The sequence below is a fragment of the Hahella sp. NS-SX17 genome (assembly GCF_057367735.1).
In genome coordinates this window covers 2,383,853-2,403,769 of sequence record NZ_CM170632.1, presented here as the reverse complement: position 1 = coordinate 2,403,769, position 19,917 = coordinate 2,383,853, and the positions used below count along the sequence as shown (strand labels likewise).

The 19,917-nt window shown below is 56.1% G+C and carries 20 protein-coding genes; 14 read left to right on the top strand and 6 right to left on the bottom strand.

The window, feature by feature from the left end; translation table 11 throughout:
* Positions 1–17 precede the first annotated feature (17 nt).
* The 3 genes from purM to AC2IBB_RS10880 all read left to right on the top strand — a co-directional run bounded on the left by purM (position 18) and on the right by AC2IBB_RS10880 (position 2,587).
* Positions 18–1,076, top strand: a complete 1,059-nt coding sequence (purM, locus tag AC2IBB_RS10890; RefSeq protein ID WP_486332877.1) for a phosphoribosylformylglycinamidine cyclo-ligase — start codon at positions 18–20, stop codon at positions 1,074–1,076.
* Between the two features lie 2 nt (positions 1,077–1,078).
* On the top strand, positions 1,079–1,765 hold the full coding sequence (gene purN / locus AC2IBB_RS10885; protein ID WP_486332876.1) for a phosphoribosylglycinamide formyltransferase: 687 nt from the start codon (positions 1,079–1,081) through the stop codon (positions 1,763–1,765).
* Positions 1,766–1,939: 174 nt separating this feature from the next.
* The gene (locus AC2IBB_RS10880) at positions 1,940–2,587 is read left to right on the top strand and encodes a DUF3108 domain-containing protein (protein ID WP_486332875.1); all 648 of its coding nucleotides are present in this window, start codon (positions 1,940–1,942) and stop codon (positions 2,585–2,587) included.
* A gap of 61 nt (positions 2,588–2,648) precedes the next feature.
* Here AC2IBB_RS10880 and AC2IBB_RS10875 read toward each other — a convergent pair whose 3' ends face one another.
* The 5 genes from AC2IBB_RS10875 to apbC all read right to left on the bottom strand — a co-directional run bounded on the left by AC2IBB_RS10875 (position 2,649) and on the right by apbC (position 7,288).
* Complete coding sequence (locus tag AC2IBB_RS10875) at positions 2,649–3,905, bottom strand: valine--pyruvate transaminase (RefSeq protein ID WP_486332874.1); 1,257 nt, start codon at positions 3,903–3,905, stop codon at positions 2,649–2,651.
* 179 nt (positions 3,906–4,084) lie between these two features.
* Entirely contained in the window at positions 4,085–4,681 is a 597-nt protein-coding gene (locus AC2IBB_RS10870) for a YjaG family protein (RefSeq protein WP_486332873.1), read from the bottom strand.
* A gap of 77 nt (positions 4,682–4,758) precedes the next feature.
* Positions 4,759–5,415, bottom strand: a complete 657-nt coding sequence (locus AC2IBB_RS10865) for a class II aldolase/adducin family protein (protein WP_486332872.1) — start codon at positions 5,413–5,415, stop codon at positions 4,759–4,761.
* A 92-nt stretch (positions 5,416–5,507) separates the two neighbouring features.
* Positions 5,508–6,074, bottom strand: a complete 567-nt coding sequence (gene dcd / locus AC2IBB_RS10860; RefSeq protein ID WP_011395806.1) for a dCTP deaminase — start codon at positions 6,072–6,074, stop codon at positions 5,508–5,510.
* Between the two features lie 116 nt (positions 6,075–6,190).
* Positions 6,191–7,288 carry an iron-sulfur cluster carrier protein ApbC gene (gene apbC / locus AC2IBB_RS10855; RefSeq protein ID WP_486332871.1) on the bottom strand — a complete coding sequence of 366 codons (1,098 nt, stop codon included), beginning with the start codon at positions 7,286–7,288 and terminating at the stop codon, positions 6,191–6,193.
* A 256-nt stretch (positions 7,289–7,544) separates the two neighbouring features.
* Here apbC and metG point away from each other — a divergent pair, with 256 nt between their 5' ends.
* The 9 genes from metG (at position 7,545) to AC2IBB_RS10810 (ending at position 16,853) form a co-directional block, all read left to right on the top strand.
* The gene (gene metG / locus AC2IBB_RS10850) at positions 7,545–9,590 is read left to right on the top strand and encodes a methionine--tRNA ligase (RefSeq protein WP_486332870.1); all 2,046 of its coding nucleotides are present in this window, start codon (positions 7,545–7,547) and stop codon (positions 9,588–9,590) included.
* Between the two features lie 232 nt (positions 9,591–9,822).
* Positions 9,823–10,404, top strand: a complete 582-nt coding sequence (gene rsxA / locus AC2IBB_RS10845) for an electron transport complex subunit RsxA (RefSeq protein ID WP_486332869.1) — start codon at positions 9,823–9,825, stop codon at positions 10,402–10,404.
* Positions 10,405–10,417: 13 nt separating this feature from the next.
* Positions 10,418–11,011 carry an electron transport complex subunit RsxB gene (rsxB, locus tag AC2IBB_RS10840; RefSeq protein WP_486332868.1) on the top strand — a complete coding sequence of 198 codons (594 nt, stop codon included), beginning with the start codon at positions 10,418–10,420 and terminating at the stop codon, positions 11,009–11,011.
* A gap of 17 nt (positions 11,012–11,028) precedes the next feature.
* Positions 11,029–13,491: an electron transport complex subunit RsxC gene (gene rsxC, locus AC2IBB_RS10835; RefSeq protein WP_486332867.1), complete on the top strand. Its 2,463-nt coding sequence runs from the start codon at positions 11,029–11,031 to the stop codon at positions 13,489–13,491.
* Between the two features lie 3 nt (positions 13,492–13,494).
* Entirely contained in the window at positions 13,495–14,535 is a 1,041-nt protein-coding gene (rsxD, locus tag AC2IBB_RS10830) for an electron transport complex subunit RsxD (protein WP_486332866.1), read from the top strand.
* 9 nt (positions 14,536–14,544) lie between these two features.
* Positions 14,545–15,201, top strand: a complete 657-nt coding sequence (rsxG, locus tag AC2IBB_RS10825; RefSeq protein WP_486332865.1) for an electron transport complex subunit RsxG — start codon at positions 14,545–14,547, stop codon at positions 15,199–15,201.
* Positions 15,202–15,255: 54 nt separating this feature from the next.
* Entirely contained in the window at positions 15,256–15,966 is a 711-nt protein-coding gene (locus tag AC2IBB_RS10820) for an electron transport complex subunit E (protein ID WP_486332864.1), read from the top strand.
* 87 nt (positions 15,967–16,053) lie between these two features.
* Entirely contained in the window at positions 16,054–16,689 is a 636-nt protein-coding gene (nth, locus tag AC2IBB_RS10815; RefSeq protein ID WP_486332863.1) for an endonuclease III, read from the top strand.
* Positions 16,689–16,853 (top strand): hypothetical protein, encoded by a 165-nt coding sequence (locus tag AC2IBB_RS10810; RefSeq protein ID WP_486332862.1) that lies wholly within the window; start codon positions 16,689–16,691, stop codon positions 16,851–16,853. The genes nth and AC2IBB_RS10810 overlap by 1 nt, the downstream gene beginning before the upstream one ends.
* Positions 16,854–16,856: 3 nt before the next feature.
* On the opposite strand, the gene AC2IBB_RS10805 is transcribed toward AC2IBB_RS10810, so the two are convergent.
* On the bottom strand, positions 16,857–17,522 hold the full coding sequence (locus AC2IBB_RS10805) for a pyridoxamine 5'-phosphate oxidase family protein (protein ID WP_486332861.1): 666 nt from the start codon (positions 17,520–17,522) through the stop codon (positions 16,857–16,859).
* Between the two features lie 116 nt (positions 17,523–17,638).
* Between AC2IBB_RS10805 and pdxR the strand changes: the two genes are divergently transcribed.
* Both pdxR and AC2IBB_RS10795 read left to right on the top strand, forming a co-directional pair.
* The gene (pdxR, locus tag AC2IBB_RS10800) at positions 17,639–19,087 is read left to right on the top strand and encodes a MocR-like pyridoxine biosynthesis transcription factor PdxR (RefSeq protein ID WP_486332860.1); all 1,449 of its coding nucleotides are present in this window, start codon (positions 17,639–17,641) and stop codon (positions 19,085–19,087) included.
* A 112-nt stretch (positions 19,088–19,199) separates the two neighbouring features.
* On the top strand, positions 19,200–19,898 hold the full coding sequence (locus AC2IBB_RS10795; RefSeq protein WP_486332859.1) for a hypothetical protein: 699 nt from the start codon (positions 19,200–19,202) through the stop codon (positions 19,896–19,898).
* The last annotated feature ends 19 nt before the right edge of the window (positions 19,899–19,917 follow it).

The window sequence follows — 19,917 nt, the reverse complement described above, 5'->3', positions numbered from 1 at the left end:
TAGGGCAGACACCTATTATGACCGCTTCCAATGACAAGCCTTCTTTAAGTTATCGTGACGCTGGAGTTGATATCGACGCCGGCAATGCGCTGGTGCAGCGTATCAAGGGCGCCGCGCAGGCGACTCGCCGTCCGGAAGTGATGGCCGGACTCGGCGGCTTTGGCGCCCTGTTCGAACTGCCGAAAGGCTATCAGGAACCCGTTCTGGTTTCCGGCACCGACGGCGTGGGCACCAAACTGCGCTTGGCCATGCAAATGAACAAACACGACACCATCGGTATCGACCTGGTGGCCATGTGCGTTAACGACCTGATCGTACAAGGCGCGGAGCCTTTGTTTTTCCTGGATTACTACGCCACCGGAAAACTGTCCGTTGATGTGGCCGCCACTGTCGTCACCGGTATCGGCGAAGGGTGCAGTCAGGCGGGTTGTTCTTTAGTGGGCGGAGAAACCGCCGAAATGCCCGGCATGTACGAAGGCGACGACTACGACTTGGCCGGCTTCTGCGTTGGCATCGTGGAGAAGTCCAAAATTATCGACGGCAGCCTGGTTAAACCCGGCGACGTGCTGCTTGGACTGGCCTCTTCCGGCGTTCACTCCAATGGCTACTCCCTGGTGCGTAAAATCGTCGAAGTCAGCGGCGCTGATTTGAATCAGCCGTTCGGCGACGTTACTCTGGGCGAAGCATTGCTGGCGCCTACCCGCATTTACGTTAAGCCATTGCTGGAACTGATTCGCCAGACGCCTGTCCACGCGCTGTCCCATATCACTGGCGGCGGCCTGCTGGAGAACCTGCCGCGCGTACTGCCTGCGCATGCAAAGGCTGTCGTCGACGTCAGCGCTTTCGAAGTCCCCGCCCTGTTCAGCTGGTTGCAGGAAAACGGCAATGTCGCCTGGACCGAGATGTTCCGCACCTTCAATTGCGGCATCGGCATGGTGGTCTGCGTACCGGCGGACAGCGCCGAGAAAGCGCAGGGATTACTGAGCGCAGCGGGAGAAACCGTGTTCCGTCTGGGAACGATAGAAGCGCACACGGAAGAAGAGCCCGTTGTCGAACTAAAAGGTCTGGTTGACTGAGCGTGACTATAGCAACTGAATCCGCACCGCGGCGAATTGTCGTTTTAATTTCCGGTTCCGGCAGCAATTTGCAAGCGCTGCTGGACGCCATGTCCGCAGACACTGTGCATGGAGAGGTTGTCAGCGTCATCAGCAACAAAGGGGACGCCTACGGACTTGAGCGTGCAGCCAAGGCTGGCGTTCCCACCACTGTCGTCGACCACCGACAGTTTGAAAGCCGCACCGAATTTGATCAGGCGCTGATGGCGGAAATAGACCGTCACGCTCCTGACCTAGTGGTGCTGGCGGGCTTCATGCGCATTCTTACCGTCGAGTTTGTGCGCCATTACCATGGGCGCATGCTCAACATACACCCTTCATTGCTGCCCAAATACCAGGGGCTCAGCACACACCAAAGAGCGCTGGAAGCCGGCGATTCCGCGCACGGCGCCACCGTGCATTTCGTAACGGAAGAATTGGACGGCGGCCCCAATATTATTCAGGCGGTCGTTCCCGTTCTTCCCGGCGACGACCCTAAGCGCTTGGCGGATCGCGTACAACTGCAAGAGCACCTTATCTATCCGCAAGCAGTTCGCTGGTTCTGCGAAAGCAGACTGGTCATGCGCGACGAGCGCGCCTACCTGGATGACGCCGAACTTCCTCCAGCCGGATTACAAATCAGCAATGCGATAACGCCTGGGGACGCTTGATCCCGGGCGCCTGAGCGCTTAATGTTGATCTGTCAGCAAAACAACGGAGAACCATATATGCGGGGACACCTCAGGGCGCTCGCAGATACACTAAGGCTTCCTGTTGCATGTTCGTTATTTTTTGTAGCGGCCTCTGCAGTAACGGCGCCAAGTCAGGCCCACGCTAGTCAGGATTTGATTCCCACCAGAGCGGAATATAAAGCGTCATACAAGAAGGGCATCCCCATCCGGGGCGCCGCCGTCAGAGAATTAAAACAACTGAAGGACGGCTCCTGGACATACAATTTCGATGTCAGCTCGTTCATTGTGGATATTAACGAGCGGGTTCATTTCCAGTGGGTTAATAACTACATTCGTCCCACCAACTACAGCTATGAACGAAGCGGCTGGGTCAAGGACAAGAAAGCCACCGTGGACTTCGACTGGGACAAGATGTCCGTTCGTAATGACGTTGAGAACAAGCCATGGAGTATGACTATTCCAGAGCAGACTTTGGACAAACTCAGTTATCAACTGCAACTACGACTGGATCTGGCGAAAGGAATGACTGATCTGGTTTATAAGGTTGCGGACGGCGGGCACCTCAAAGAGTTCGTCTTCAGCGTGGTAGGCGAAGAAAAACTGGACACCCGACTGGGCAAAATTGACTGCATCGTCGTAGAAAAGGTGCGTAAGCCGGACAGCGACCGTCAAACAAGGTTGTGGTTTGCGAAGGATTGGAACTACTTACTGGTGCAAATGGTGCAGATTGAGCCGGATGGAGAAAAGTACGAAATTTATCTGGAAAAGGCGAAAGTCGGCGACAGGGTTATAAAACCCTAACCTCCCTTCAATCACACCTCCATACGGGGCGAGCGCTCTCGCTCCGTATGGTTCTCATCGATCAGGACTTTTCAGCGTAAAGACGACGAATCTCTTCCGCCATAATCTTCAAGCCCTTCTCCACCAGCTCCTCGTCCTGAGAATAAGTAATACGCAGACACTCATGAGTATGCCCCCACTCTTCCTGCAATCCCGGGAAGAAGTAGTGGCCGGACACCACCAACACGCCTTTTTGTTTCAGGCGCTGGTAAAGCTCATGACTGGAAAGCGGGAAATCACGCAACCATAGCCACAGGAACATAGCCCCTTCAGCTTTGTGCAACGCAAATGGCAATCCATCCAACTCGCGATGCAGCGTCGCCACCGCCTTCTCCGCCTTGGCCTGATAGCATGGCTTAACCACTTCACGACTAATTCGCAGAATTTCGCCGCTACGGACAAAGTCTTTGGCCAACATGGCGCCAAAGCTGCCCGGCGCCAGATTAACGATTGCATTAACCGACGCTACGGCTTTGATGATTTCCGGCTGGGCGATCACTATACCCGTTCTTACCGCTGGCAAGCCCAGCTTGGACAGGCTCAAACACAGAATCAAATGCTCATCCCAGACAGGCTTAGCGTCGATGTACACCAAGTCAGGGAATGGCAGGCCGTAGGCGCCATCGACAATCAGCGGCACGTCATGCTCTTTCGCCATCGCGATCAAGCGCGCCATTTCATTGTCGGTCAGTACGTTGCCCGTAGGGTTGGTCGGGCGGGATACGCACATGGCGCCAACATTCTCATCGATATTGAGATGATCAAAATCAACGTGATACTTAAAAGTATGCTCATCCAGCATTTCAATGGTCGGCTTGGATGAGATAAAGAAATCTTCGCTGAGACCAGCGTCCGCGTAGCCAATGTACTCTGGCGTCATCGGCAGCATAATGCGCTTATGTCCGCCATTGGGGTAACGTCCAGCAAACATGTTGAAGAGGATAAAAAAGGCGGACTGGCTGCCGTTGGTAAGGGCGATGTTTTCCGGCTTGATCGGCCAACCGTACTCCCGACTCAGCAACTCGGCCAGAGCGGAGATAAATTGCTTCTCCCCCTGAGGCGGGTCATAGATGCCTGTTAACTTACGGAATTCGTCTGCGTCAGCGCTAATGCGCGCAAGTTGCTCTTGAAATGCGGCCTGAACTTCGGGGATGTTGCCTGGGTTGCCGCCCCCCATCATGATCATGTCGCCTCCGGCAAGGGCGTTACCCAGATCCTCCATTAACGAATTGATGCCAGCTTCCCTGGTAAACTTGGTTCCGAATTCCGATAACAACATGACACTCCCCTTACGCTCGACTCATTATTTTAATGGCGTCCGGCGATGCTGAAGCGTCACCGGATCAATTAAGTTTAAGGCTTTTTCCTGTGGAGAACCTCCACGCGGAGCGTCAGAGACTACAATTTTTAGCTTAATGCAGACAATTGTATTTTTACGGATGCGCCTGCCGCCCGCGTTTATCCATCCAGAGAGATGCCAATATTACTCACGCCACCCTGGCGACTCAGCTTACGTATCTCCGCCAGCCCTTCGGCAGTAGGCGCTCGCAATTCCTGTAGCTTGGCGTACAGCTCATCATGGAACGCCAACTCGTCTTTCACCAACGGATGTTTATCCCACAGCGACACCAAGTCGTCATCGGAAAGCCCCTCACCTTCGGAAAATTCAACAAAATCCGTCACTGTGCGGAAGGAGATTTCAGAAGCTTCTCGCGCCTTTTTGCTTTTGTCATCATCCCACAATTGCAGCCCCAGCAAGAGCAGTTGCGCCCAGTCAGACGCGGGGCGCGCGCCATAGGAGTCAATATCTCCAAGTTGATCGAGGAACTCTTCCAGCTTTTCCACGTAGGGCAAAGTTTGCAGCTTGGCGTTTTCCTGCACCGTTTTCCACAATGCGCCCAGAGCCCCTTTCACTTCGCGGGACAGCGTCAATTCCTGGGACTCAACGAACAACTTCAGGTTCGGGGTCGCCCGCTCCGCCAGAGATAAGACAAACACCACTTGCCGCCAGCCGCGCAGACTTTCGAGTTTTTTAAAATGCTTTAAGGACGCCACCAGGAGTCTCCTTAACGGGAATAGTTAGTCAGAGTTAAATGAATGGGCCGACTGCTTCGGCTCAAGTATAAGGGAAATCAAAGACGGCGGTCGCCGCCGGGTGAGGTTGGAACGCCAAATATAGCCCGGTGATGGGCGTTCAAAATAATGCCGGTCGCCGCTCTCAACGACGACCCGAACGCCACCACACCATCCTGATGCCCCAACATCACGAAGACGCCGGGGGCTTTGAGCTTACCGTCACGCCACAATGACTTAATGGCGTTGACCAGATCCATGCTGCCGTACTCCGCACTCTCCGGCGTAGTCGCCAGACCAAGAGCCGCTGCGTTATGCCAGATCTCCGGCGAGTGCACATGCACCACCGCCTGAACGTCTGGGTCAAGGTCGTATAGCAACGCGTGGGTTAAAGACTCAGATGAGGGTTTAATTTCACCGACAGAGGCCAGCCGGTTCGCGCTCACTTCGCTCCCGGTCACCAGCGCATACTGACTCACATCAAGATGGGATTCACCGCCTGTCTGGCTGCCGGTGACGACAAAAGCGCCGTCAGGGCTGGCTCGCATACTGATGTTGCCATACCCCAGCCCCTCATATCGGTATGGGTCCTGTCCGATCAGTTCGTGCTCAAACAGTACGCCACGCCAAGCTTCAAGTTCGCTAAGATCCACATGCTCAGGCAGTGCTTGCTGCGTGTGCCGCAAATCAAACTTGATGACACCCTCTTGCGCCATATTGCGAACCGGTTATTCAGATATTCACCAACACCGCAGATGGCGACGAAACGAACCTTGATCGCCGCGCCACCTGCATCATAGGTATCAGATCAGGCTTTCGGCAGAGTAACGCCGACCTGCCCCTGATATTTGCCGCCGCGGTCCTTGTAGCTGACGTCGCATACTTCATCAGACTCAAAAAACAGCATCTGCGCCACACCTTCGTTGGCGTAGATCTTCGCGGGCAGATTGGTCGTGTTGGAGAACTCCAAAGTCACGTGCCCTTCCCACTCCGGCTCAAGCGGAGTGACGTTGACGATAATGCCGCAACGGGCGTAGGTTGATTTGCCCAGACAGACAGTCAGCACATTGCGGGGAATACGGAAGTATTCGACAGTGCGCGCCAGGGCGAAAGAATTGGGAGGAATAATGCACACGTCCCCGACGAAATCCACAAAACTCTTCGAATCAAAGGCCTTGGGATCAACGGTGACAGAATGGACATTGGTGAAAATTTTAAATTCGTTACTGCAGCGGACATCGTAGCCATAACTGGAAACGCCGTAGGAGATGATCTTGCCATTCTCCGACTCACGCACCTGGCTCCCTTCGTACGGCTCGATCATGCCATGCTCCAGGGACATTCTACGAATCCACTTATCCGACTTAATCGCCATAACTCTTACTCATTCTGCACAGGTTGATCGATAAGCGCGCAATCATACATGGATAGCCTGTTTTAGACAAAGGCCCCATGCCGGAACAGCGCGCTATATCAACTATTAACGGGACATCAGTCCGATTTGATGATGATTTCCGGAAACATTTGCGCCTGATTTTTGGCTCGCTGCGACAATATCGCCCCCAGCTTGCGCGCAATATCCCGATAAATCAGGCCGACTTCCGAATCCGGCTCCGCAGCCACTGTCGGCGATCCAGAGTCCGTTTGCTCACGGATGGTCATGTGCAACGGCAACTGCCCCAGCAGCTCCGTATCGTACTCTTCCGAGACGCGCTCGCCGCCGCCTGCGCCAAACAGGGGCTCGTGGTGACCACAGTTGCTGCAGATATGAATGCTCATGTTTTCTACAACGCCCAGCACCGGAATGTCCACTTTACGGAACATCTCTATGCCCTTCTTGCAGTCCAGCAGCGCGATATCCTGCGGCGTGGTGACAATCACGGCGCCGGTCACCGGCACTTTTTGCGCCAGCGTGAGCTGAATGTCGCCAGTGCCGGGAGGCATATCCACGACCAGATAATCCAGATCTTCCCACAGGCTTTGCGTCAGCAATTGCAGAAGCGCGCCGCTGACCATGGGACCGCGCCACACCATCGGCGTTTTCTCCGTCACCAGAAACGCCATGGACATCACCTGCATACCATGAGCGCGAATCGGGATGAAGAATTGTCCGTCCTGCACATCCGGACGGGAGCCGTCGGCCACGCCCAGCATCATGCCCTGGCTGGGGCCGTATATATCGGCGTCCAGCACGCCCACCTTGGCGCCTTCTTTCTGCAGCGCCAACGCCAGATTCACAGCGGTGGTGGATTTCCCCACGCCGCCCTTGCCAGAGGCGACCGCAATGATGTTTTTCACGCTTTTGATATTCTGCAGATTACGCTGCGCCTGATGCGGCAGGATTTTCCAGTTGACGTTCACCTCTGCGCGCTCTACGCCATCCACATCCTCAATCGCCAAACCGACGATCTGCTGCAAACCGCCGGCGACGCCTGCGGCCGGATAGCCCAGCTCCACCTCCAGCTTGACGGTACCCCCTTGAATATCCAGCGACTTTATCGCTTCGATAGCAAAAAGATCTTCCTTCAGATAGGGGTCCTTATAGCCCTTTATGGCGGCTTCCACTGCAGATCTGTCAATGCTGCTCATTCTGTTCTCCGGAAAAGGTGGGATATATAGAGGAAAGATGGGGCAATACTATACTGAATCAGTATGGTTTTATTCAATTTAATCGCGCCCGGCAGGATGAAAATCAGGCTTCCAAACGGTATCATATGCGCCCCTCGCGGGAATCCTGATGACGACATCCGTCCCGCGTTTTGTCACCATCGCCGACGCACCAGCGTCGACGGCTATTGTCCATGGCTTGGCGACAAGCCTTATATGAGTAATAACGGAAAGAATTATGTCCGGAGAGCCTAGAAAAATTCTCGTCACAAGCGCTTTACCGTACGCGAACGGCCCTATTCACCTTGGGCACCTGTTGGAATATATCCAGACTGATATCTGGGTAAGATTCCAGAAGCTTCGCGGCCATCAATGCACCTATGTCTGCGCCGACGACGCGCACGGCACAGCGATCATGCTTAAAGCCGAGCAGATGGGCATTACTCCGGAGCAACTGATCGATCAGGTCAACGCCGACCACCGTCGCGATTTCGCTGCGTTTCTGATCGAATTCGACAATTATTACTCCACGCACTCGGAAGAAAACCGGGAGCTGTCATCCTATATTTACAAGGCCTGTCTGGACGCGGGTAAGATCGCCACGCGCACTATCACCCAGGCTTACGACCCGGAAAAGAACCTGTTCCTGGCCGACCGTTTCATTAAAGGGACTTGTCCCAAATGTAAAGCGGAAGACCAGTACGGCGATAACTGTGAGGTCTGCAGCAGCACTTACACGCCCGCCGAGCTGATCAATCCCCGTTCCGCCATTTCTGGCGCGACGCCCATTGAAAAAGAGTCCACGCACTTCTTCTTCAAACTGCCTGACTTCCAGGAATTTCTGCAGAAGTGGACCCGTAGCGGAACCCTGCAACCGCAGATCGCCAACAAGCTGGCGGAATGGCTGGACGCTGGCCTGCAGGAGTGGGACATCTCTCGCGACGCCCCCTATTTCGGCTTCGAGATTCCAGATCAACCCGGCAAGTTCTTTTACGTCTGGCTGGACGCGCCGATTGGCTACATGGCGAGCTTCAAGAATCTGTGCGCGCGTCGCGCGGATCTGGACTTCGACGAATACTGGAAGAAAGACTCCACCGCCGAGCTGTATCACTTCATCGGCAAGGACATCATCAACTTCCACGCGCTGTTCTGGCCGTCCATGCTGAGCTGCGCCGACTTCAGAACGCCCAGCGCCGTTTATGCGCATGGTTTTGTGACGGTGGACGGGGCCAAAATGTCCAAGTCCCGCGGCACCTTCATCATGGCGCGGACTTATCTGGAGCATCTGAATCCGGAATACCTGCGTTATTACTTCGCCGCCAAGTTGACCTCCAACGTGGACGATCTGGACCTGAACCTGCAGGACTTCACGCTGAAAGTGAATGCAGACCTGGTTGGCAAGCTGGTCAATATCGCCAGCCGTTGCGCCAAGTTTATTACCAAATCGGGAGGCAAACTGTCGTCTCAGATCAGCGAGCCTGAATTGGTTGAACAGTTCCTGTCCAAATCCGACTTTATCGCCCAGGCGTACGAAGATCGCGAATTTGGCAAAGCGGTGAGAGAAATCATGGCGCTGGCCGACCTGGCCAACAAATACATCGATGAAAGAGCGCCCTGGAAACTGGCGAAGGAAGCAGGCAAAGAGCAGGAAGTGTTGGACGTCTGCTCTGTCGGCGTGAACCTGTTCCGCATCCTGATCACCTATCTGGCTCCAGTGCTGCCGGGCGTCGCCGCGGCTTCCGCAGAATTCCTGAACGCGCCCATCGTCTGGAACAAACCGTTGCAGCCGCTGACCGACCATGCCGTCAATGAGTTCAAGCCAATGATTTCCCGGGTTGATCCAAAGGCCGTGGACGCCATGGTGGAAGCCTCTAAAGACAACATGGCGCAGGCGCCAAAAGACAACGGCAAAGCGAAAAAGGACAAGAAAGAGGCGAAATCCGAAGAGGAGATTGCGCCAACGATCAAGTTCGACGACTTCGCCAAGATCGACCTGCGCATTGCTAAAATCGTTTCCGCAGAGCATGTAGAAGGCGCAGACAAACTGTTGCGCCTGCAACTGGATATCGGCAGTGAACAACGTCAGGTGTTCGCTGGCATCAAGTCCGCCTATGCACCGGAAGATCTGGTGGGCCGCTTGACGGTCATGGTCGCCAACCTGGAGCCGCGCAAGATGAAGTTCGGCATGTCCGAAGGCATGGTGCTGGCGGCGGGCCCTGGCGGCAAAGACATCTGGTTATTGCAGCCGGACAGCGGCGCGCAGCCGGGCATGCAGGTTAAATAACCGACACAACGGCGCTTTCAGGCGCCGTTTTGCTGCGTCAGCTCAAATTTGCGCTAAATTCGCGCAAGGGCGACAGGCGCAGCCTTGAACGCACTGCAACACAACCAGATAATAACCGCCAGAGTCAGGGAATTCCGGGAGCTGGCGAGCTGTTGCGCGGCGGGCTTCCATAAGCGACGCTTTGGATAGCATTAGGATACAAGCCGGTGAAGATCCTGAATAAGAGGCGCTGATGACTGAATACCTGTTGATACTGGTGAGCACCATACTGGTCAACAACTTCGTACTGGTCCAATTCCTGGGCCTGTGCCCCTTCATGGGCGTATCCAACAAGCTGGAAACCGCCATGGGCATGTCCCTGGCCACCACCTTCGTGTTGACGCTGTCCTCGTTGTGCAGTTATCTGGCGTACGAATACCTGCTGGCGCCGCTTGGCATGGAATTCTTGAAAACCATTACGTTTATTCTGGTGATCGCAGTCGTCGTCCAGTTCACGGAAATGGTGATCAAAAAAACCAGCCCCCTGCTGTATCGCGTCTTGGGTATTTTTCTACCGCTGATCACCACTAACTGCGCCGTGCTTGGCGTCGCGCTGTTAAACATCAAAAAGCAAAATGATTTCATGGAGTCGATCCTGTACGGGTTCGGCGCCGCTGTCGGTTTCTCACTGGTGCTGACGTTGTTTTCCGCCATGCGTGAACGTATCTCCGCCGCCGATGTGCCTGAACCATTCAAGGGCGGCGCCATCGGCATGATCACCGCCGGTCTGATGTCGCTGGCGTTTCTTGGCTTCACCGGCCTGGTCAATATTTAGGGGCCTACCGCAGATGAGTATTGTCGTCATAGCCGTATTGGCGCTCTCCGCGCTGGCGCTTACCTTCGGAGCCGTGCTGGGCTTCGCCTCCGTTAAATTCAAAGTGGAAGGCAATCCCATCGTCGACCAGATCGACGGCCTGTTGCCGCAAACCCAATGCGGACAGTGCGGTTACCCAGGCTGCCGCCCTTATGCGGAAGCCATCGCCAGCGGCGACGCCATCAATAAATGCCCTCCCGGCGGCGAAGCCACCATCACCGCCCTGGCCGACCTATTGGATGTGGAAGCCGTACCGCTGGATTCCGAACACGGTGAAAGCAAAGGCAAACAGGTGGCCTATATTCGCGAAGATGAGTGCATCGGCTGCACCAAGTGCATTCAGGCCTGCCCGGTGGACGCCATTCTCGGCGCCGCCAAACAGATGCACACAGTCATCGTCAGCGAATGCACGGGGTGCGACCTGTGCGTGGAACCCTGTCCTGTGGACTGTATAGATATGATTCCCGCCCCCAGCGGCATCCGCGATTGGGCCTGGGATATGCCCAAGCCACCGACAAATAGCGGCGCAATCATCGCGACAGATCAGAATAACGGTATGGCGGCGTGAGGAAGTAAGGCCTGAGCATGAGACAAATCTGGGATTTCCACGGCGGCGTACACCCTCCGGAAAATAAAAGCCAATCCACCAGCCGACCGATCCGCAAGGCGACGCTGCCGAAAACGCTGATACTCCCCCTGAGCCAGCATATTGGTCAGCCCGCCAAAGCCCTGGTGGAGCCGGGTCAAAAAGTGTTGAAGGGCGAAGTCGTCGCTGCGGCGGAAGGACCGGTCAGCGTAGCGGTTCATGCGACTTCTTCCGGCACGGTGACAGCCGTGGAAAGACGTCCCGTGCCGCATCCTTCCGGCCTCAGCGATATCTGCATTGTGATAGAGACCGACGGGGAAGACGCTTGGACGCGCCTGACGCCATGCGAAGACTATCGGTCACTTAGCCCAGAGCAGCTGCTGGAGCGCGTTCGTCAGGGAGGCATCGCCGGTATGGGCGGCGCAGGGTTTCCCACGGCGATCAAGCTGCACCCGCCTCGCAACGACAAGGTCAATGCGCTGATATTGAATGCAGCGGAATGCGAACCTTACATCACCGCCGATGACATGTTGATGCGGGAACGCGCCGGCGAAGTCATCCGCGGCATGGAAATCATGGCCCAGCTTTTGGAGCCTGAAGAGTGCCTGATTGGCATCGAGGACAACAAACCGGAAGCGATCTCAGCACTGAAGCAGGCCGCCTCCGGCACGCATATCGAAGTAGTTGTCATTCCGACCAAATATCCCTCCGGCGGCGAAAAGCAACTGATCAAAATCCTGACTGGCCTGGAAGTGCCTCACGGCAAGATCCCCGCTGATATCGGCGTGATGTGCCAAAACGTAGGCACCGCTGCGGCAGTGTACCGCGCGGTCCGTTTCGGCGAGCCGCTGATTTCTCGCATCACCACAGTGACAGGCGACGGCGTCGCTACGCCCGGTAATTTTGAAGTTTTGTTAGGCTCGCCCATGTCCGACCTGTTGCAACAGGCGGGATTCGACGCAAGTAAAACGGATCGTCTGATCATGGGTGGTCCTATGATGGGCTTCACCTTAACGGACCCAGACTTGCCGCTGGTGAAGACCAGCAATTGCATTATGGCGGTGTCGGCCAAGGAATTTCCCAGACCCGATCCCGCTCAGGCCTGCATTCGTTGCGGCCTTTGCGCCGAAGCCTGTCCCGCGGAACTGCTGCCGCAGCAGCTCTACTGGTTTGCCAAAGCCCAGGAATTCGATAAGGCTGAAAACTACAACCTGTTCGACTGCATCGAGTGCGGCGCCTGTTCTTACGTCTGCCCCAGCAGCATTCCGCTGGTGCAATATTACCGTTACGCCAAGAATCAAATCCGGGTGACAGCGCAGGAGCAGCAGAAATCCGACAAGGCGCGTGAGCGCTTCGAATTCCGACAAGCCCGCCTTGAACGCGAGAAAGAAGAGAAAGAAGCCAAGCGCAAGGCCCGTGCGGAAGCCGCAGCTAAAGCCCAGGCGGAAAAGGCGGCCCAGCAACAGGATGCGCCAGCGGAAGTAGACCCGAAGAAAGCAGCGATAGAAGCCGCTATCAAGCGCGCCCAAGCCAAGCGCGCACCGGCGCCCACCCAGGCCCAGGTCAATATCGCAGAATTGCAGACCAATGTGGACAAGGCCAGGGAGAAGCTGGAAAAAGTGCGCGAGACGCTGGCGGAATCCGATGGAGCCAATGCCGCCATGCAGGAAAAGCTACGCAACGCGATCGCCAAAAACGAAGAACGCCTGGCGGCGGCGGAAAAAGCCCTTCACGACGCCCAGAACTCTGCGCCAGCGACGCCTGCCGCCTCAAACGCAGCGCCTGCGACACAGGCGGACCCTGAGCAACAGGCGCGCGCTATCGCCCGCACCCGGGACAAAATAAAGACTCTGACGCAAGCGATAGAAGCCTGTCGCGAAACGGACCCACAGCGAGCGGCGCAATTGACCGAAACCGTGGAGAAAACCAAGGCGAAGCTGGCGGAGTTGGAAGCAGAGTCAGCCCCGACGGATAAAACAACCGATAAGCCGCCGGAGCCCAACCTGGAAGAACTGACGTCTCAGGTGGAAAAAGCCCGCGACAAGTTGAGCATGATGCAGGGCATGCTGGACGACGCCAGAGCGGAGCAGCCGGCGGACGAAGCCAAAATCGCCAAATTGCAGCGCGCAGTGGAAAAGAACCAGGACCGTTTGGCCGCAGCGCAAAAAACGCTGAAAGAAGCCCGGACACAAGCCGGCGGCTCTGCCGTTAAAGCAGCGTCGCCGGAGGAAATCGAGGCTCTGACCTCTGCGCTGGAGAAAGCGCAGGATAAACTCGCCATGATGCAAAACATGCTCAGCGAAGCCCAACAGGACTCCCCTAAGGACGAGGCGAAAGTGGCGAAGTTATCCAGAGCGGTGGAGAAAAACCAGGATCGGGTCGTCGCCGCCCGCGCCACACTTAACGAAGCTCGCGGCGACGCGGCGGAAAATCAGACCAGCACTGACGGAGCGGGCGCTTAATCCATGGCATTTCTTCACATCACCTCCCCTCACCTGAAAGGCCCTGCGCGCACGACCGCCATCATGCAGTGGGTGATCCTGGCCACCGCGCCCGGATTGCTGACCATGACCTGGTTCTTTGGCTGGGGAACCCTGATCAACGTCATTCTGGCGTCGTTAACCGCCGTGGCGGCGGAAGCCTTTGTGCTGACGCTGCGCAAACGGCCACTGGCCTTTTATCTGCAGGACTACAGCGCCGTTCTCACCGGAGTATTGCTGGGTCTTGCGCTGCCGCCTTACGCCCCCTGGTGGGTGACATTTGTTGGAACGGCGTTCGCCATCATTTTCGCCAAACAGATTTACGGCGGTCTGGGCAATAATCCATTCAACCCCGCCATGGTGGGTTACGCACTGCTGCTGGTCTCCTTCCCTGTCGCGATGACCACTAACTGGGCGACGCCGCGTCCCTTGGCGGAAATCCCAGGATTCATGGACGCTTTCGCCCACATCTTCTGGGGAGCGGAAATCGGCGTGGATGGCTACACCATGGCCACGCCTCTGGACACCTATAAACACGAAATCGTCGCCGGCACCGCTGAGACTGTCTTCGCCATGCCTGTCTTCGGCGCGCGCACGGCGCTGGGCTGGGAGTGGGTCAATCTAGCCTTCCTCGCCGGGGGACTACTGCTTATCTGGCGCAAGATTATTACCTGGCATATTCCAGTCAGCATGCTCGCCGCAATGGCGCTGTGCTCTTTGCTACTGGGCTGGGATGAAGATAAATATGCCCCGTTGCAGCTACATCTGCTCGCCGGCGCCACCATGCTCGGCGCCTTCTTCATCGCCACCGACCCGGTTTCCGCCGCCACCAGCAAACTCGGCAAACTCTATTATGGCGCTGGCGTCGGCATTCTGGTTTACCTGATTCGCACCTGGGGCAACTACCCGGACGCCGTGGCGTTCGCCGTGCTGTTGATGAACTTCGCCGCGCCGTTCCTGGACTACTACACCCAGCCCCGCACTTACGGACACCGCAAAGCCCGTCGCGGCGTGAAACAGGATTAGGAGTCGCCCATGAACGCATTACAGGCATCCATTATTCGGGGCGGCATTGGACTTGCGATATTCGCCGTGGTGACCGCCGGTTTGATCGCGGTAACTCAAGTCAGCACCGCTGATCGCATCGCCGATGCGGAAAAGCGCGCCCGCGCCAAAGCGCTGTATGAAGTCGTTCCACGTACGGAGCACGATAACGACATGCTGGCGGCCCCCATCCTGTTGCACCCGGACCCTCTGCTCGGAGCCAAAGACACAGCTGAAGCCTATCTGGCCACCCTTCACGGCTCGCCAGTGGCGGTGATTCTGCCCTTTGTCGCGCCGGATGGTTACACCGGCGAAATCCAGGGCATCGTCGGCGTACAACCTGATGGAACAGTTAAAGGCGTCCGCATCACCGCCCACAAGGAAACCCCCGGGCTAGGCGACAAAATTGAAGCGCGGAAGTCTCCCTGGGTGGAGCAGTTTCCCGGCCGCTCACTCAGCTCTCCCGCGGAAGACCGCTGGAAGGTGAAAAAGGACGGCGGCGACTTTGATCAAATGACCGGCGCCACCATCACGCCCAGGGCGGTAGTGAAGGCGGTGCGTAATGCGCTAACCTATTTTCAAAGCCATCGCGATCAACTCTTGCGTAACAATAGCGGCGTCAAAACCGCAACCGCGACACAGGAATAGCCAGACGGCGAGCGTATCGAACATGAATGACCGAATGAATCCAGGATCTGCATAATGGCGAAAAGCTATCAAGAAATAGTTCGGGACGGATTGTGGAAAAACAACCCGGCGCTGGTGCAACTGCTGGGCCTCTGCCCCCTGCTGGCGGTGACGGGCACCGTGGTCAACGCCATCGGCCTGGGATTAGCCACGACATTGGTGCTGACCGGCTCCAACGCCGCGGCTTCCATGATTCGCAACTACGTGCCTGAATCCGTACGCCTGCCTGCATTCGTCATGATCATCGCCTCTTTCGTGACCTGCGCCGAACTGTTGATGCAGGCCTTCGCCTATGAACTGTATGAAATTCTCGGCATCTTTATTCCCCTGATCGTCACCAACTGCGCCATTCTTGGACGCGCAGACGCTTTCGCTTCCAAGAATCCGATTCTCCCCTCCCTGCTCGACGGCTTCATGATGGGCTTGGGTTTCAGTCTGGTGCTGATGGTGCTGGGCGGCATGCGTGAAGTGATAGGACAAGGCTCGCTGTTTTCAGGCATGGACCTGCTGTTTGGCGAATCTGCGCGGAGTTGGAAGCTTGAGCTGTTCGCCGACTACTCAGACTTTCTGTTTGCCGTGTTGCCTCCCGGTGCCTTTGTCGGCATGGGTATGTTGATTGCGCTAAAAAATGTAATCGATAAACGCATCAAGGAAGCCGCGGCGGCGAAACTGGAGAAACCTGTCTCCGGCGGCAAACGCGTGCGAGTGACAGGAAAGATATCCTGACGCGCCACGGCCTTCTTTCTCGCTGCCCGCCACATTACAAATGAGGCGGCGCGCATTCGACTGTGAATACAAGCCATAAGAAAACTGATGAATAAGCAAAAACGAGCGGAGATATTCGCCCGCTTAAAAGCGGAAAATCCCAACCCGACCACGGAGTTGGAATACGACACCCCCTTTGAACTGCTGATTGCGGTGGTTCTGTCCGCTCAGGCCACCGATGTGAGCGTTAATAAAGCCACCCGCAAGCTTTACCCCGTGGCGAATACGCCGGAAGCCATTTACGCGCTGGGTGTGGAGGGCCTTAAGGAATACATCAAGACCATCGGCCTGTTCAACAGCAAAGCGGAAAACGTCATCAAGACCTGTAAAATCCTGATCGATCAGCACAACTCAGAAGTGCCGCAGACCCGGGAAGCCCTTGAAGCGCTGCCAGGCGTCGGCCGCAAGACCGCCAATGTCGTACTCAATACCGCTTTCCGCCAGCCAGCCATGGCGGTGGATACACATATATTCCGGGTCTCCAACCGCACCAACATCGCCCCCGGCAAAAACGTGCTGGAAGTAGAGCACAAGCTGATGAAGCACGTCCCCAAGGAATACCTGATGGACGCTCATCACTGGCTGATCCTACACGGCCGCTATATCTGCACAGCCCGTAAACCTCGATGCGGCGCCTGCGTCATCTCCGACCTGTGCGAATTCAAAGAAAAAGTATTGGATTGATGGCGACGAGGCTCGCGTCCTACACCAATAATCAAAAGCATCCTGGTGATGAAACCTCACTGCTGCACGCCTCCAGCAAGGGAACGACGCCTAACCAGCGTCGTATCCTCCACCTGGAATTCAGCGACTATCCGCTGCCAGCTGGCGCGCAGTGGGTGAGTTAATCTCTACTGCCCTGTCGTCAGGTGTCGCAGGTAATCCGGCAGCCTGATGTCACTACGGGTTTCCGGGTCCACCTCCGGCATTCCATATACCGTACGCATGGGCGCCACACCCGCCCAGACCGGCTGATCCATATCCTCTTCTTTGTCTCTGGGTGGGCCGCTGCGAACTTTGGCGCTTGCTTCCACGATGGGCATGGCCAGCACCGCCGTCGCAGCCAATTCGTTGCGCGTGTTGGGGATAATATTGTCCGAACAGCGACCAGGAATAATGTGCTCCAACAAAGCATTCAGCACTTCATTCTTCATATCCGAGTCTTCTATCGCCTCGAATTGTCCAAACAAAACAACGCTGCGGTAGTTCATGGAGTGATGGAACGCCCGCCGGGACAGCACCAGACCATCCAGTAACGTGACGCAGACGGACGCCTCACGCCCGTCTGCAAGGCTTTTAAACAGACGACCATTTACCGCGCCATGCACAATCAAATTATCGCCGTAGCGACAGTAGGCGGTTGGCAACACAAAGGGCGCGCCATCAAACATAAACGCTACATGGCACAGAACAGACGCATCCAGAATACTGTAGATATCGCGGCGATCGTAACCCGCCCGGTCCCGTTTGCGGGTAAAGGCGGTCTTAGGGGTTATGGGCAGTACATCGTCAGTCATCGAACTTACTCCTTCCAATCACGTCAGGCTATTTATGCAGGCAGATTAGCTTGAAATTGGATATTCATTAATGTCCACTTTAAGCATTTATAAAGAGTCCACTTTAGAGAAAGAAGATGACCGCCCAGACACAAAATGCGAAGTCTCGCTATCTATCGCTGTATGAAGAGTTGAAGCAGTCCATTCTGGCGGGCCTGCTGCCGGAAGGAGAACGCCTGCCGTCCTCCCGAAGCATGGCGGACGCGCGGGGCCTGTCCCGCACCACCGTCACCAGCGCTTACGACCAGTTGCTGAGCGAAGGTTATATCGTCAGTCGTCGTGGATCGGGCTGTTATGTCGCCTCACCGTTGCCTGGCGTGGATTTCCCCACCGCCTCGCCGCCACAGACGCATCACTCTGGTCCAGCACCAAGTCTGTCGTTCTGGGGTGAGGCCCTGATGCGCCAGCGCCCCGTCAAAGCCATCCCGCCGCCGACGGTAATTGATTTCCAGTATGGCAATGTGGATCTTGACGAAAAAAGCCAACATATCTGGACAAAGGCCGCCCGCCACTGGGCGTACCGGCAAGGCCGCCATTATGGCGACACGCTGGGGTTACCGGCCTTGCGGGAGGCGATCTCCGCTTATCTGCAACTCAATCGCGCATGCCGCAGCCATCCCGACAGAGTCGCCATTACCTCCGGCGGACAACAGGCGTTCGATCTGATTACGCGATTGGCGATCAATCCGGGCGACAAGGTTGCCGTGGAGAACCCGGGGTATCCCCGAGTCAAACAGTTGCTCACCGCTCTCGGCGCCAAGTTGATTCCCATCGCTGTCGACGAGGAAGGATTAAAAGTAGAGGATTTGCCGCAAGGCGTGGAAGCGCCCAAGCTGGTCTATGTCACGCCATCGCATCAATTTCCCAGTGGCTGCGTGATGTCCCTGCGCAGACGGCTGGCGCTGCTGGAATGGGCGCAGGCGAACGACGCATGGATTATCGAAGACGATTACGACAGTGAGTTTCGCTACTGCGGCAAGCCGATTGAATCTTTGCAGGGACTCGATCATCACGAGCGGGTTATCTACGCCGGCACTTTTTCCAAAGTCCTGTTCCCCGCCATAAAACTGGGCTATCTGCTACTCCCCCAAAGCTGGCTGAAGCCGCTCACTTACGCCAAGCAAGTGACGGATCGCCACTCCCCCTGGTTAGAGCAACATATCCTCGCCGAGTTTATGCAGACAGGTGAATTCGAGCGCCATCTGCGCAGAATGCGTAAACGTTACGCTATTCACCAACAGACTTTGGCGACGGCGTTACAGCGCCAGGAGGGCGACAGAGAGATTCTGGTGGAGGGCGATAACGCCGGCCTGCATCTGGTGTGTTGGATGCCCAGCCTGCCGCTGAGCGCCGCTTCCGCGTTCATAGAGCAAGTGCAAGCGCAAGGCGTACGCGTTTATCCTATACACCCGTTCTATCACGGAGAGCCTCCCGCAGCAGGTCTGCTACTGGGATTCGCGACCCTGACGCCAACGGAGATCACACAGGGAGTCGGGATAATCAAACGGACATTGCGAGAGTTCTAAATAGCCCCGTATACAATTCGAAACAGCGAGCCAATCCGATTACAGGCATGATGAAGTCGTTGTGGAAGCAACGGTTTCCTTAACAAAAACAATAACCAATAGGGATATTCGCATGACAGTTCAAGCTAATAACGGAAATAACCAAGATTACTCCGTCGGGTTGGTCGCCGTCTCCAGTTGGCAAGGTTGGCTGCGGCACACGCCTCGCCGGCTGAATGTTCAGCAGGAAGGCGCCGGCGCCAGCAACCTGTATCGCTTATGGTCCACCTTTTCCTGGCAATCACCGAAAGGCTGCGTCGGCTACTTCAAGAATGGCCATACCGCATTGGTGGCTCGTCGGGGAGGCGTCGTCACCCATGTGGTGGGATTTAATCCTGAGTCCTACCTGCTCGCCGGATTGTTACAAACAACCCGCGGCAACAACATCACCGTCAGGGGATTATGGTACGACGACTTCGCCATGATTCAGGACCCAACGGCGATCAGTTACGAAATCAACGTCACCCAGAATCAGGCCCAGGATTTCGATGGGTTGATCACATCGCTTATCGGCAGGTCCGATCTGGGACCGCATTCCCCTGCCAATACCCCTTACTTCTACAGCTTCCGGCCAGCGGACATGGAAGCGCGAGTCAGCGGCCTGACCGGCAACTGCGGCAATATGGCGCTGGTGATTCTCTGCCAGTTTCTGTATGACTGGCGCAAAGGGGAATATGTGGAGATGTTTCGCTCCTGGGTGAATCAAAACCGCAACACCCGCAATTTTGGCCAGGGCCCGTTAATGGGCGCCATCACCCAAAGCTTCGCCTAAGCGGAACGCGCTGTTCATC

Coding starts and splice junctions, on each gene's coding strand:
- rsxA (WP_486332869.1), top strand. CDS start 9,823: ATGACTGAATACCTGTTGATACTGGTGAGCACCATACTGGTCAACAAC.
- AC2IBB_RS10875 (WP_486332874.1), bottom strand. CDS start 3,905: ATGTTGTTATCGGAATTCGGAACCAAGTTTACCAGGGAAGCTGGCATC.
- rsxB (WP_486332868.1), top strand. CDS start 10,418: ATGAGTATTGTCGTCATAGCCGTATTGGCGCTCTCCGCGCTGGCGCTT.
- dcd (WP_011395806.1), bottom strand. CDS start 6,074: ATGGCGATTAAGTCGGATAAGTGGATTCGTAGAATGTCCCTGGAGCAT.
- purM (WP_486332877.1), top strand. CDS start 18: ATGACCGCTTCCAATGACAAGCCTTCTTTAAGTTATCGTGACGCTGGA.
- pdxR (WP_486332860.1), top strand. CDS start 17,639: ATGACCGCCCAGACACAAAATGCGAAGTCTCGCTATCTATCGCTGTAT.
- rsxD (WP_486332866.1), top strand. CDS start 13,495: ATGGCATTTCTTCACATCACCTCCCCTCACCTGAAAGGCCCTGCGCGC.
- metG (WP_486332870.1), top strand. CDS start 7,545: ATGTCCGGAGAGCCTAGAAAAATTCTCGTCACAAGCGCTTTACCGTAC.
- rsxG (WP_486332865.1), top strand. CDS start 14,545: ATGAACGCATTACAGGCATCCATTATTCGGGGCGGCATTGGACTTGCG.
- AC2IBB_RS10865 (WP_486332872.1), bottom strand. CDS start 5,415: ATGGCGCAAGAGGGTGTCATCAAGTTTGATTTGCGGCACACGCAGCAA.
- AC2IBB_RS10795 (WP_486332859.1), top strand. CDS start 19,200: ATGACAGTTCAAGCTAATAACGGAAATAACCAAGATTACTCCGTCGGG.
- rsxC (WP_486332867.1), top strand. CDS start 11,029: ATGAGACAAATCTGGGATTTCCACGGCGGCGTACACCCTCCGGAAAAT.
- AC2IBB_RS10805 (WP_486332861.1), bottom strand. CDS start 17,522: ATGACTGACGATGTACTGCCCATAACCCCTAAGACCGCCTTTACCCGC.
- apbC (WP_486332871.1), bottom strand. CDS start 7,288: ATGAGCAGCATTGACAGATCTGCAGTGGAAGCCGCCATAAAGGGCTAT.
- AC2IBB_RS10820 (WP_486332864.1), top strand. CDS start 15,256: ATGGCGAAAAGCTATCAAGAAATAGTTCGGGACGGATTGTGGAAAAAC.
- nth (WP_486332863.1), top strand. CDS start 16,054: ATGAATAAGCAAAAACGAGCGGAGATATTCGCCCGCTTAAAAGCGGAA.
- AC2IBB_RS10810 (WP_486332862.1), top strand. CDS start 16,689: ATGGCGACGAGGCTCGCGTCCTACACCAATAATCAAAAGCATCCTGGT.